Origin of the sequence: Streptomyces panaciradicis, assembly GCF_023516615.1 — a bacterium.
GTDB classification, from domain to species: Bacteria; Actinomycetota; Actinomycetes; order Streptomycetales; family Streptomycetaceae; genus Streptomyces; species Streptomyces panaciradicis.
The window spans coordinates 38,774-51,210 of the sequence record NZ_JAMGBF010000008.1 but is presented as its reverse complement, the minus strand read 5'-3'; the positions used below and the strand labels follow the sequence as shown (position 1 = coordinate 51,210).

The following is a 12,437-nucleotide window of genomic DNA, read 5'->3' as shown; positions in this document are numbered from 1 at the left end:
AGCCACCACTTGTACCTCACCGATCGCTCCGCGCCCCCGAAGGCGGGCGCCGCCGACCAGGGCCGAAGACGCGGACCGGTGTCCGGAGTCGCCCCGGTCGTCCTCGTCCTGGGCACGGTCAGCCTGATCACCGACATCTCCTCGGAGATGGTCACCGCCGTCCTGCCGCTGTACCTCGTCACCACGCTCGGCTTCAGCCCGCTCGGCTTCGGCACCCTCGACGGCGTCTACAACGGCGTCAGCGCACTGGTCCAGCTCACCGGCGGGCACCTCGCCGACCGGGTGCGCAACCACAAGCTGATGGCGGGCCTCGGCTACGGCCTGTCCGCGCTGTGCAAGCCGCTGCTGCTGCTCGCCGGCAGCGTCGGCGCGCTCGGCACGGTCCTCGCCCTGGACCGGACCGGCAAGGGCCTGCGCACCGCTCCGCGCGACGCGATGATCTCGCTGTCCACGCCCGCCGGGAGACAGGGCCGGGCCTTCGGCGTGCACCGGGCGATGGACACCACCGGCGCGCTGCTCGGCCCGCTCACGGCCTTCCTCATCCTGCGCGCGGCGGCCGACGGTTACGACGCCGTGTTCGGCGTGAGCGCGTGCGTCGCCGTCCTCGGCGTACTGGTGCTGGTGCTGTTCGTGCCGGGCAGGCGGCGGGCGCCGGACGCCCCGGGGGCACCGGAAGAGGGCACCGCCGGCCGGCAACCCGTCCGCGTCCGCGAGGCGTTGGCGCTGCTGCGGCTGCCCCGGCTGCGGGCGCTCGCCGGGTGCGCGGCCCTGCTCGGACTGACCACCGTCAGCGACGCGTTCGTCTATCTGCTGCTGCAACGGCGCGCGGGCATCGCCGAGGAGTGGTTCCCGCTGCTGCCGCTCGGCACCGCCGCCGTGTTCCTGCTGCTGGCCGTGCCCGTCGGCGCGCTGGCCGACCGGATCGGGCGCCGCACCGTGTTCCTCGCCGGGCACGCGGTCCTGCTGACCGGCTACGCCCTGCTGCTCTGGGCGCCGGCCGCACCGGCCCTTCCCTTCCTGGTCCTCGCCCTGCACGGCGTCTTCTACGCGGCCACCGACGGCGTGCTCCCGGCCGCGCTGGCCGGTGTCGTGCCGGACCATCTGCGCGCCAGCGGCCTGGCCATCGTCGGCACCAGCCAGGCGCTGGCCAGATTCTGCTGCTCCCTCGCCTTCGGCGCCGCCTGGACGCTGTGGGGACCCGGCCCGGCGCTGGCCGGCTCGGCGGCCGGCCTGCTGTGCTGCGCGGTCGCCGCCGGCGTCGTCCTGCGACCGGCCGACGAGGCCCGATGACCACCTCAGCGAACCGAACCACGGGGATCCACATGACATCGACGCGCCGCCGCCTGCTCGTACTCGTCGCGGCGGTCCTGGTGCTCGCGGGCGTGGGCACCGGCGTGGTGCTGCACGCCGCCGCCCGCGCGGACCGCCAGAACCAGCCACAGACGGGCGGACCCGCGGTGGCCGACGGTCAGTTGACGCTCCATCAGAAGAAACGGCTGGTTTTCGTCAACGGCGCCGCCGGCCCGCACCGCACCGCGGTCGCCTCCGTCGCCTCCGCCGATCCGAAGGGCCGGCGCACCGCCTCGGACCTGAAGTGCGCGCGCTTCTACGCGGCGGCCGGCACCGGCGTCTGCCTCCAGTCCACCACCGGCGTCCTCAAGCAGAGCAACCGGGCCCTGCTGCTGGACGCGAACCTGCGCACCCGGCACACCTTCGCGCTCGCGGGCACCCCCAGCCGGGCCCGGGTCTCGCCCAGCGGCCGCTTCGCCGCCTGGACCGTGTTCGTCTCCGGCGAGTCCTATTCCTCGGCGTTCTTCTCCACCCGCACCTCGGTCCTGGACACCCGCACCATGAAGCTGACCCCGAGCCTGGAGACGTTCTCCGTCGTCAGGGACGGCAAGCCCTACCACGCCTCGGACATCAACTTCTGGGGTGTCACCTTCGCCGCCGACGACGACACCTTCTACGCCACCCTCAACACCGGCAACAAGACGTACCTGGTGCGGGGTTCGATGTCCCGGCGGACGGTGACGACGCTCGTCGAGAACGTGGAGTGCCCCTCGCTCTCCCCCGACGGCACCCGCGTCGCCTTCAAGAAGCGGATCCTTTCGCGGACCGACCTGTGGCACGAGTACGTCCTCGACCTCAGGACGCTCAAGGAGACACCGCTGGCCGAGCGCCACAGCGTCGACGACCAGGCCACCTGGCTGGACGACCACACCATCGCCTACGCGCTTCCCAGCCAGGGGAAGGTCGGCACCAGCGACCTGTGGAGCGTGCCCGCGGACGGCACGGGCACGCCCCGTCTCCTCATCGCGGGGGCCTCCTCCCCCGCACCGCTCTAGCCCCGGGTGCGATCAGGTCAGGCGGAGCTCCAGAACGGTCACCGACAGCGGCGGCACGACACTGGTGAAGGACGCGGCCGCGCCGGAGACGGTGCTCGTCCTCGGGACCAGGGTGTCGGGGGCGGTCAGGGTGTTGGTGGCCGTGCGCGAGGCGCCCGTGAGGACCGTGGCGGTGGCCCGGTTCCTGACCCCCTTGGCCAGTCCCTTCAGTTCGACCGGCACCCTCAGCTTCTCCGCACCGGAGTTGACGACCGCGAGGTAGACGCGGTCACCGGAGCGGGTGGCCACGGTGGCCAGGCCCGGCAGCGCCCGCGCGGTGGCCGGCAGCACCGTCTTCCCGAGCCTGCTCGTCAGCATCTGCTGTGCCCAGTAGCTGGGCGACACATAGCTGTCGAGGTTGTCGTAGGCGATCAGGTTGGTGGCCCACACGTTGTTCTTGACGTGTGAGAAGAGCGGCGCGTAGCACTCCATGAGGACCTGGTCGGAGTTGCGGATCAGTCCGGCCAGCCAGGCGGCGTCGCCGAGCGCCGCGTTGAGGTCGGGCGTGGGGCGGCCCTCCTGCGCGGCCCACTCCCCCACGAACACCTTCGTCGAACCGCGGTCCCGGTTGTCGTACTTGTGCGTGGAGGCCTGGGCGGCGGACGGCGCGAGGTAGTAGTGCTCGTCGATCAGGTCCGGTGTGCGGCTGTGCACGGTCGTCGTGGCGATCAGCTTCAGGTGCGGGTACTTCGCCTTGATCGCGTCGTGGAAGGCCGCGAAGCGCTCGTCGTACGAACCCGAGGTGTCGAACCAGTCCTCGTTGCCGATCTCCACGAACTCCAGCGGGAACGGCTCCGGATGGCCGTCGGCCGCTCGGCGCGCGCCCCACTTGCTGGTGACCGGGCCGGTGACGTACTCGATCTCGTCGAGCGCGTCCTGGACGAACGGCTTCAGCGCGTCGCCGGTGACGTGCTCACCCCTGAGCGAGTAGCCGGCGAAGACGGCGAGGACGGGCTGTGCGCGCAGGTCCTCGGTCCACTGGAGGTACTCGAGGAGTCCGAGGCCGTCCGTGGACCAGTAGCCCCAGGCGTCGTCCATGTGGCCGGGGCGCTCCCAGACCGGGCCGATGGTGGTCTTCCAGTCGAACCGGGTCGCGATCGTGTTGCCCTCGAGGAAGTTCCCGCCGGGGAAGCGCAGGAACTTCGGCTTCAGGGCGGCCAGTTTCTCCATCAGGTCGATGCGCAGGCCGTTGGGCCGGTTGCGGTAGGTGGGCGGGAAGAGGGACACGTGCTGGAGCCACAGCGTCTCGCCCGCGGCCTTGGGGTCGGCCGTGGTGACGGTCAGCCTGGCGTCGCCCGTCACGGGCGCGCCCGGACCGGTGCGCAGGGTCAGTTCGAGCGGGCGGCCGGTGAAGGCGGTGCCGATGTGGGGCACGTGGGCGGAGGCGTACACCGTCGCGCCGTCCGCCGACTCAATGGCGACGGTGAGCGGCCCGATGCGCCGCGAGGCCTTGGCGAACAGCCGCGCGGTGTAGGTGGTGCGGGGTCGCACCGGGATGCCCCAGAAGCCGTCGTTGGCGACGCCGGCGCGCTGTCCGGCGCCCGTGCCGCCCGGCAGGACGACCTTCAGGGAGCGGTCGAGGGCGGCGTTGAGCGGGGTGGTGGTGTCCAGCGAGAGGGTGGTTCCGCCGACGGCGGACCAGTGGACGGGTGCGGTGTCGTCGGCCATCATCGAGCGGTTCTGCACCAGTTCGGCGTAGATGCCGCCCTCGCCGGAGTGGTTGATGTCCTCGAACATCAGACCGGGCAGGATCGGGGAGACGGCGTGCGCGGGGTTGCCGACGTCGACGCTGAGCAGCGGCGTCGTGTTCTCCACGGGCACTCCGGCGAGCGCCGCCACCTGCTCGGCGGTCAGGGCGGCCGGGAACAGCTGCACGTCGTCGATCAGGCCGTGCCACTGGTCGACGTGGCCGCCGCCGTAGAGGGCCCGGCCGACGGCGGTGTCGCCGCTGCCGGCCCAGCCCGCGGTGTAGGCGGTCTCGCCATCCAGTACGCCGTCGACGTAGAGGCGGATGACGCCGGCGGCGGGGTCGCTGACGCCGGTCAGGTGGGTCCAGGTGCCGGTGGTGGGCGCCGAGGCGGCGGCCGCGACCGCGGCGTTCTGGGTGGCGTCGGAGTCGAGCCGGGCGAAGGCGAAGGTGCCGGTGTCGTCCCGCAGCCCCAGGTAGAAGGAGCTGACGACCTTGCCGTCGATGCTCACGGCGGTCTGGTAGCCGCCGAGTTGGGCGAGGTTGACCCAGGCGCCCACCGAGAACGCCCGGGAGGTGTCGAGGGCCGGCCCGGAGGCGGTGGCGTTGCCGCCCGCGGTGAGGCTCAGACTGTGGGGGCCGGTCTTGCCGGTGTCCCAGCCGGCAGCGCCCTGGAGCGTGGCGGTACGGCCGTTGCCCGACGAGTCGGCGGCGGAGGTGCCGGAACCCTCGTCGAAGGTCCAGTGGGCGGCAGCGGCGGGGAGGCCGGCGGACGCGGCGCTCGCGGTGGTGCCGGTGAGTTCGGCGGCCCCGGCGGGGGCGGCGGCGAAGGTCCCGGCGAGGGAGGCGGCGGACGCGGCCCCCAGGACGGTGAGGACGGTTCTGCGGGGCACTCCGGCTTCTGAAGACATGCGGCTCTTTCCTTGGCGACAGACCGTTCGACATTTCGTACAGTGGTCGGTACTTCGAGCAGCAGGGATCTTAGGGTGTTCCCTCGGACCGTCAACACCCCTCGTACGGCAATGCTTCGGGCCGGCCGCGGAGCCCGGGACGAACCTGGTGGCGGGTGCCGTCACCCTCGACGAGGAGCCTCCGTCCCGGCACGCGCGAGGGATTCCACGGCGGCCGCGACCTGGTGCGGGCTGGAGATCATGGTCAGATGGCGGGCACCGGGGACGAGGGTGGGCGGTGGTGCGCCGATGCGCCGGGCGGTCTCCTGCGGGGTCCCCTTGCCGAACACGTCGTCGTGCGCGCCGAACACCACGGACTTGGGGATGCGGACGGCCGCCAGGCGGGCGACCCGGCTCGCCGGGAGGCCGGGTACGCCCTCGCCGAGCATGTCCCACAGCGCCGTCTCGGCGCCCGGTACCCGCAGCGGCCGCCGCCACTCGTCCACTCCGGCGGCGTTCAGGCGCGGGCAGGCCGGTCCGCACTGGGCGTCGTACACCGCGCGGATCAGCCGGTCGGTGCTCAGGCCGAGGCGCAGCAGGCTGGTGCGGTAGGGGTCGATCAGGAGGTACTTGAGGGCGGGCGGCGGTCCGGCCCCGGTGTCGAGGGCGTCCCCGTCGAGCAGCATCACGCTCCCGATCCGCCCCGGGGCACGCAGCGCCGCCTCCGTGACGACCGCGGCCCCGCTCGAATGACCCACCAGCAGGGGACGCTCGCCCGGTCCACCGAGGTGCAGGGCGCCGAGGAAGCCCAGCAGCTGCCGGGCGAAGTGGTCGACGGTGTAGGGGCCGCGGCGCCGGCTGTAGCCGTCCCCGGTCAGATCCAGTGCGTAGACCCGGTGGTCGCGTGCGAGCAGCGGTGCGAGCCGCGACCAGGTGTCGGCCTGCTCGAAGGCGCCGTGCACGAGCACGACGGGCGAGCCGGCCGTCCCCCATTGCCGGTACCGGGTGCGGATGTCGGCCGCCTGGACGTACCGCAGCCCGGCGGGCGGCGCGGCACGTCCCGCGGTGCACGCGTTGTAGGTCAGGGAAGCCGTGGTGACGACCAGCAGCAGCACCGACAGGACGAGCACCGCGCGCCGCGTCCACCGTCCGAGCCGCAGGGTGGCGCGGGGCACGGCGCCGGCATCCGCCTGCGGGGGCTCGGTCGGCCCGGTCTCGGGGTGGGTGTCCACGTGATCTTCCATTCTGCCCGGTCTCTCCGGTCACAGGATCGCCCGCCCCGGGCCCGAGATCATCCACCCACGGGCGTGTGCGCACGTACACCCACGGAAGTAGCTCCGGCCCGCCGTCCTCAGGCCCAGGCGCTCACCGGCACGAACGAGCTGTCCTGCCGGAAGAGGTCCGTGCCGTCGGTGACGTCGAGCCGCAGCTGGTAGTCGTAGTGCCGCAGGTAGTGGCCGGGATAGTTGTACGACTCGAATCTCACCGAGCCGGTCGCCGCGCCCGTCCTGGCGACGAAGGTGGCGTCCTCGGCGAACGTCGACGTGCCGTCATCGGCGTCGAACCGGCCGCGGAAGTCGTAGTGGCGCAGGTAGTTGCCGGACGCGTCACGGAAGGAGAAGGCGCCCGAGTCGGCCAGGCCGGGGACGACCGTGAAGGACGACGCCTGCTTCGCCGCGGTCGTGCTGGAGCCGGTCACCACCGGGAGGTTCAGCAGGGACGACTGCTCCTGCCAGTACCGGGTGGTGTAGTTGGCGGACCGGAACGAGCGCGAGACGTTGGCCGGGAGGGTCACGCCGCCCGGCACGGTCTCCTTGACGACCGTGAAGTGGCGTGCCGTCCCGGAGATGACCGGCAGCGCCTTGGGGGCGGTCCAGGTCGCGAACGTGTCGCGGCTGTCGCTGTAGTAGTAGGTGCCGTCTCCGTAGCCGTCGAAGAAGATCCGCCAGGCGCCGTTGTCGAGCCGGACGACCGACGGGCCCTCGCGGTAGCTGCCCCAGCCGGCCCAGTCGCCGGTCTTCGAGATCGTGTACGGGCCGGTGAGGCTCGACGCCGTGCCGTACTCGATGTACTTGGCCGTCTCGTTCTTCGTGAACGCGTGGTAGGTGGTGCCGATCCGCACGATGTACGTGTCGATGTGATTGGCGCCGATCCCCGACAGTGCGGTGGGTGAACTCCACGCGGTCAGGCCGGAGTCGGTCGCCTTCATGACGTACGGCGTGAAGATCCACTCGTTGTCGGCCGTCGAGCAGGACACGATGACGTTCACGCTGCCGTCGCCGTCGACGAACCACTCCGGTGCCCAGGCCCGGGACAGGTTGGCGATCGGCACCGTGTAGTCGTACAGGAAGGTCCAGTTGACCCGGTCGGAGCTGCGCGCGAAGCCGATCGTGGTGCTGACGTCCTGCCACGTGTGCGTGGTGTACGTCAGGTAGTAGGAGCCGTCGGTGTGCTTGAAGACGCTCGCGTCGCGGATGCGGTTGGCGGGCGGGGTGTAGGCGGAGGACCGCACGAGGCGGAAGTCGGTGGCATCGTCGGACTCGTAGACGTTCACCGTGCCGTCGTCGCTGTCGAGGAACGGCACGATGGTGTAGCGGGTGGCCGAGCCGCTCGGGGGTGCGGCGGCGGCCGCCGTTCCGAGCAGGCCGGGGAGTTCGCCCAGGACGAGCGCCGAGGCGGGCAGGGCGGCCATCGCGCGCAGCAGGGCGCGGCGGGACGGGGTGGGGGGTCGTGTGCTCACGTGCGGCTCCTTGGTCCAGCCGACACCATGGGATACGGGATTTCGAACATGGTTCGGCAAGTCGGTCAGAAAGTAAGGGTGAGACGTGAGCACGTCAATGCTTTGAACGGGGCTCGGCGATACCTGTGTGACACATGTGCCGCTGCCCGGCCGTCGCCTCGGCCGGTGATGTTCGGCATCCCGTACCGGGGCGGCCCGACAGACGTTACCGTTCAGTAGACAACCCGCTTCCGGAGGTGTCCCGTATGACGCTCGACCGTGCCGAAGGCCTGGCGGAGTCCGCGCGAGCGCTGGCCGCGGGGGAGGTGACCTCGCGGGAGCTGGTGGAGCGCGCGCTGGCCCGCATCGAGGCCACGCAGGGTTCGCTCAACGCCTTCCGGATCGTCCGTGCGGACGCCGCGCTAGCCGAAGCCGACGCCGCCGACGAGGAGTTGGCGGCCGGGGTGCGGCGGCCGCTGCTCGGCGTGCCGGTCGCCGTCAAGGACGACATGGACGTCGCCGGTCTGCCGACCGCGTTCGGCTGCGCCGGGGAGTTCCCGCCCGTCGCCCGGGACGGCGAGGCCGTACGGCGGTTGCGGGCGGCCGGGGCGGTCGTCGTCGGCAAGACCAACACGTGCGAGTTCGGCCAGTGGCCGTTCACCGAGGGGCCTGCGTTCGGCGCCACCCGCAACCCGTGGAACACCGAGCACACGCCGGGCGGTTCCTCCGGCGGGTCGGCCGCCGCGGTCGCCGCCGGACTGGTGCCCGCCGCCCTGGGCTCCGACGGCGCCGGATCCGTGCGCATCCCCGCCGCCTGGACCCACCTCGTCGGCATCAAGCCCCAGCGCGGCCGCATCTCCACCTGGCCGCGCGGCGAGTCCTTCCAGGGCATCACCGTCAACGGCACGCTCGCGCGCACGGTCGCGGACGCCGCGCTCCTCCTGGACGCCGCGAGCGGCAACCACGAGCTCGATCCGCACCGCCCGCCTGCCATCCGGGCGTCCGAGGCCGTCGGCCGCGACCCCGGCCGCCTGCGCGTCGCCCTGTCGCTCAAACCGCCCTTCACCGCGGTGCCCGCCCGCCTGCGGCCGGAGGTCCGCGCGAAGGTCGTCGAACTCGCAGAGAAGATGAGCGAGTCGGGGCACATCGTGGAGGAGGCCGATCCCCCGTACGGCCGGATCGGGCTCACCTTCGTGCCCCGGGCCACCGCCGGCATCGCCGAACGCGCCCTCGAGGCCCCGTTCCCCGCGCTCCTGGACCGGCGCACCCGTGACGCGGCACGGCTGGGACGCCTGCTCGGCGGGGCGCCGTTGCGGGCGGCGCGGCGGGCGGAAGCGGTGCTGCACCGCCGTATCGGCGGGTTCTTCCAGTCGTACGACGTCGTCCTCGCGCCCACGACCGCCGCTCCCCCGCCGCGCGTCGGGGCGATGCTGTCGCTCGGCGGTTTCGCCACCGACCGGGCCATGATCGCCGCCTGCCCCTACGCCTGGCCGTGGAACGTGCTCGGCTGGCCGGGCGTCAACGTGCCCGCCGGGTTCGTCGGCGACGGACTGCCCGTCGGAGCCCAGCTCCTGGGCCCCGCGGGCAGCGAACCGCTGCTGATCTCGCTGGCCGCGCAGCTGGAGGCGGAGCTGCGCTGGCACGAGGCGTGGCCGCCGCAGCGCCTTGCCACGAACTCCCCGGCGGCGTAGGCGGGTTCGGTGCGTACCCTGTGACCATGGACGATGCGTCGATGGTCGGGCTCATGGGGCGGGTCACCGGGACGGTCGGGCCCGGGCTCGTCGGCGAGGTGATCGTCCGGGTGCGCGGCGGCGCCGAGCACTTCCTCGCCTACCCGGCCCAGGGGACCGCGCGGATCGAGCGGGGCACGGTGGTGATGGTGGTGGAGTACCTGCCGCCGAGGACGGTCTACGTCACCGAGGCGTACGACGGCCCAGCCGTCTGACGCGGCGACAGGTGAGCCCGCTTCCGCCCAGGTGAGAGGCGTGTCGGGGGCCGCGCGTCAAGATTGCGACAAGGATGCGCCGGCGTCTTCACCCCGCGGTCGCGCGGGAGCACACTCCCTTCGTTCGGTGCCGAGAGGGCACCATTCAAAGGGGGCGTATGCCGATGATCGTCGGCGTCGTTGCGGGAGTGGTGGTCGCCGCCGTTCTCGTTCTGATCGGTCTGTTCAAGATGATGTGGCGGGTCGCCGAGCCCAACGAGGCACTCGTCATCTCCGGTTCCAAGCACCGCACCGAGGGCCTCGAGGAGGGCATGGGATTCCGCATCGTCACCGGGCGCGGCACGCTGGTGCTGCCCGGGGTGCAGGCGGTGCGCAAGCTCTCGCTCGATCTCAACGAGACCGAACTGCACGTGGACTGCGTGACGCACCAGGGCATCCCGCTGAAGGTGCGGGGCGTGGTCATCTTCAAGGTGGGCGACGACTTCGTGTCGATCGCGAACGCCTCCCGCCGGTTCCTCGACCAGCAGAAGCTGATGGCGGAGCGCGTCCACAACGTCTTCGCCGGTCATCTGCGGTCCATCGTGGGCGGGTTGACGGTCGAGGACATGATCCGCGACCGGGAGAAGCTGACCGCCCAGACCCGGGCCGCCTGCGGCACGGAGATGGAGAAGCTCGGGCTGATCGTGGACTCGCTGCAGATCCACGAGATCGAGGACCCCACCGGATACATCCAGAACCTGGCGATGCCGCACGCGGCGGCCGTCCAGCGGGACGCGCGCATCGCGCAGGCGGAGGCGAACCGGCTGGCCACCGAGGCGGAGCAGCAGTCGTACGCGCGGATGGCCGAGGCCACCCGGGACAGCGAGATCCTCCAGGCCGGCTATCAGGCCGAGCGGGACAAGGCGGCGGCGAAGTCCCGTCAGGCCGGTCCGCTCGCGGACGCCGCGGCGCGGCAGGAGGTCGTCGTGCAGGAGACGCGGGTCGCCGAACTGGAGGCGCACCGGCGCGAGCAGCAGTTGCAGGCGGACGTCCGCAAGCCGGCCGACGCCCAGGCCTACGAGAAGCGGACGCTGGCCGAGGCCGAGCGTGACGCGCGGATCTCGGCTGCGCAGGCCAAGGCCAAGGAGACGGAACTAGCGGCGGCCGCCGAGGCGACCCGGGTCAAGACGGCCGCCGGTGCCGAGGCGGAGGCCACCAAGGCCCGCGGTGCCGCGACCGCCGCCGCCACCCGGGCCACCGGTGAGGCCGAGGCGGCGGCCGCGCAGGCCAGGGGGCTGGCGCAGGCCGAGGCGGCCAAGGCCAAGGGACTCGCCGAGGCGGAGGCCATCAAGGCACGGGCGGCCGCGCTCGCCGAGAACCAGGAGGCGGTCGTCGCCCAGCAACTCGCCGAGAACTGGCCGGAGATCGTACGAGCCGGCGCGTCCGCCTTCGGCAACGTCGACAACATGGTGCTGCTCAACGGCGCCGACGGCATGACGGACATGTTCACCAAGGCGCTCACCATGGGCGGCGCGGGCCTCGGGCTCGCTCGCCAGCTGCTGGCGTCCATGAACCAGAACGGGCAGACCCAGAACGGCACTTCACCGTCCCTGAACGGGGTCACGCCGCCGCCCTCGCAGAAGGTGCCGGTGGACCGGGAGGCGTAGGCGCGAGACGGACGTCCGTCCGGGCGGTACGCCCGGGGGCCTCGGTTCCGAGAGCTCCCGGGCTCGGCCGCGTGCAGCATGGGGCGCAAGCTCCCGAACGGCCCGGCGGCGGCGACCACTAAGGTGCCTGCGTGACTGCGTTTACCGATGAGAACGTCCCGGGCCGCTTCGGCCCCACCGCCACCACCGAGGCCGACCCCCGCCGGGTCGGCCCGGTGCGCACCGAGTACTCCCCCGCGCACGACGGCGACCCCGACCCGGGCGAGATCGTGTGGACGTGGGTGCCGTTCGAGGAGAACGACGGCCGGGGCAAGGACCGTCCGGTCCTGGTGGTCGCCCGCGAGGCCGCCGGCACCCTGCTCGCGGTGCAGCTGTCCAGCAAGCGGCACGACGACGACCGGGAGTGGGTCGCGATCGGCAACGGGCCGTGGGACCGGTCGGGGCGCGACTCCTGGGTCTCCGTGGACCGGGTGCTCAGGCTGCACGAGGACGGGATGCGCCGGGAGGCGTGCGCGCTGGACCGGGGCCGCTTCAACCTGGTCCGCCACCGCCTGCACGAGCGCTACGGCTGGCGCTGAGCGCCCCCGGCCTTGCCCGTCAGGAAGTTTCACCCGCCTCGGGTGATTGAGGCTCTCGCCGTGCGGTGGATTCTGCTGTTCGGAAGCTCAGTCCAGCAGCTGTGCCCGGGCACTGGACGCTCAACTGCGCGACGAGAGCCCGGCGTGTACCCGGGGCGGCGCCTGACGACACAGGAAGGCGGTGCGCGATGACCGCTGCACCCGACACTCCCGTACTCGACACCCTCACGGCCATGACCCTCGACTCCGTCGAGCGCTGCCACATGGAACCACGCTCGCTGATCCTCGCCCGGATCTCGGCACTCGTCGCCATGGACGCACCCGCGATCTCCTACCTGGCGCACATCGACCCGGCGATCAAGGCCGACTTCACGGTCGACCAGCTGCAGGACCTGCTCGTCGCCATCGCTCCCGTCGTGGGCACGGCACGCGTCATGTCGGCCGCGGGTCACATCGCCCAGGCCTTCGGCGTCGCGATCGCCCTGGCCGAGACCGAGGCGGAGGCCATGGCCCAGGCCGAGGCGGAGAGCCGTAAGGCCTGACCGACGGCTGACAGCCGTCACCGGGCGCCCGGCGCGCCCACCGTCC

Annotated in this window: 10 protein-coding genes; 7 read left to right on the top strand and 3 right to left on the bottom strand. The window is 72.3% G+C overall.

The window, feature by feature from the left end; genetic code table 11:
• The first annotated feature begins 9 nt into the window (after nt 1-9).
• Nucleotides 10-1,290, top strand: a complete 1,281-nt coding sequence (locus M8J74_RS03950; RefSeq protein ID WP_249835085.1) for an MFS transporter — start codon at nt 10-12, stop codon at nt 1,288-1,290.
• 32 nt (nt 1,291-1,322) lie between these two features.
• Nucleotides 1,323-2,345, top strand: a complete 1,023-nt coding sequence (locus M8J74_RS03945; RefSeq protein WP_249835084.1) for a TolB family protein — start codon at nt 1,323-1,325, stop codon at nt 2,343-2,345.
• A 12-nt stretch (nt 2,346-2,357) separates the two neighbouring features.
• Here the strand turns inward: M8J74_RS03945 and M8J74_RS03940 are convergent, their stop codons facing one another.
• The 3 genes from M8J74_RS03940 to M8J74_RS03925 form a co-directional block, all read right to left on the bottom strand.
• On the bottom strand, nt 2,358-4,982 hold the full coding sequence (locus M8J74_RS03940; RefSeq protein ID WP_283947759.1) for an alpha-L-arabinofuranosidase family protein: 2,625 nt from the start codon (nt 4,980-4,982) through the stop codon (nt 2,358-2,360).
• 161 nt (nt 4,983-5,143) lie between these two features.
• A complete protein-coding gene (locus tag M8J74_RS03930; RefSeq protein ID WP_249835082.1) occupies nt 5,144-6,193 on the bottom strand; it encodes an alpha/beta fold hydrolase in 1,050 nt (349 codons plus the stop codon).
• A 119-nt stretch (nt 6,194-6,312) separates the two neighbouring features.
• Nucleotides 6,313-7,701 (bottom strand): glycoside hydrolase family 43 protein, encoded by a 1,389-nt coding sequence (locus M8J74_RS03925; protein WP_249835081.1) that lies wholly within the window; start codon nt 7,699-7,701, stop codon nt 6,313-6,315.
• A 245-nt stretch (nt 7,702-7,946) separates the two neighbouring features.
• Here M8J74_RS03925 and M8J74_RS03920 point away from each other — a divergent pair, with 245 nt between their 5' ends.
• The 5 genes from M8J74_RS03920 (at nt 7,947) to M8J74_RS03900 (ending at nt 12,391) form a co-directional block, all read left to right on the top strand.
• On the top strand, nt 7,947-9,371 hold the full coding sequence (locus M8J74_RS03920) for an amidase (RefSeq protein ID WP_249835080.1): 1,425 nt from the start codon (nt 7,947-7,949) through the stop codon (nt 9,369-9,371).
• 26 nt (nt 9,372-9,397) lie between these two features.
• The gene (locus tag M8J74_RS03915) at nt 9,398-9,625 is read left to right on the top strand and encodes an NfeD C-terminal domain-containing protein (protein WP_203237631.1); all 228 of its coding nucleotides are present in this window, start codon (nt 9,398-9,400) and stop codon (nt 9,623-9,625) included.
• 158 nt (nt 9,626-9,783) lie between these two features.
• The gene (locus tag M8J74_RS03910) at nt 9,784-11,271 is read left to right on the top strand and encodes an SPFH domain-containing protein (RefSeq protein ID WP_249835079.1); all 1,488 of its coding nucleotides are present in this window, start codon (nt 9,784-9,786) and stop codon (nt 11,269-11,271) included.
• Between the two features lie 131 nt (nt 11,272-11,402).
• Nucleotides 11,403-11,849, top strand: coding sequence for a type II toxin-antitoxin system PemK/MazF family toxin (locus M8J74_RS03905; RefSeq protein ID WP_249835078.1), 447 nt, complete (start codon nt 11,403-11,405; stop codon nt 11,847-11,849).
• 188 nt (nt 11,850-12,037) lie between these two features.
• Nucleotides 12,038-12,391, top strand: a complete 354-nt coding sequence (locus tag M8J74_RS03900) for a carboxymuconolactone decarboxylase (RefSeq protein WP_249835077.1) — start codon at nt 12,038-12,040, stop codon at nt 12,389-12,391.
• Nucleotides 12,392-12,437 lie beyond the last annotated feature (46 nt).